Here is a 423-nt window from a genome sequence, read left to right as displayed (position 1 = left end):
GCCGGTCGAGGGTGGCTATCGCTGGTGCAGTGATCCACGGTTGATGATGCCCACGGCGATCCGCCTCAGCGAGGGCCAGATCGACAACCTGCTGCAGGCGATCACCTGCCCGACGCAGGTGATCTACGCCACTCCCGCACAGCCCTACTATCCCGAACCGATGCGCAGCGATCGCCTGCGGCACCTGCGCGATGGACGGCTGGCGGTGTTTCCCGGCAACCACCACCTGCACATGGAAGATCCGGCGCGGGTCGCCGAAGTGATCCTGCGCTTCTTCAGCAACGACAACGCCGGCTGAGCGCAGGCGAGCACGCGCTTCACTCTGCGCGTTCGCGGCCGATACACCAGTTGCGGGCCCCTGCGCCCGCTGCACGCGGGCCCGGTCGGGCCTGCGGCGTGTGTCTGGTTTGGCAAGGAAGGCCG

1 protein-coding gene is annotated in these 423 nt (G+C 67.8%); it reads left to right on the top strand.

The genetic code is table 11. The features are described from left to right. Positions 1–298, top strand: a 298-nt coding sequence (locus EN853_RS33175; protein WP_135861346.1) for an alpha/beta hydrolase, incomplete at its 5' end; no start/stop codon positions are given. Positions 299–423: the final 125 nt, after the last annotated feature.

The organism is Mesorhizobium sp. M1C.F.Ca.ET.210.01.1.1 (assembly GCF_004791585.1).
Classification (GTDB): Bacteria; Pseudomonadota; Alphaproteobacteria; order Rhizobiales; family Rhizobiaceae; genus Mesorhizobium.
This window is presented reverse-complemented; position numbering and strand designations above follow the sequence as displayed.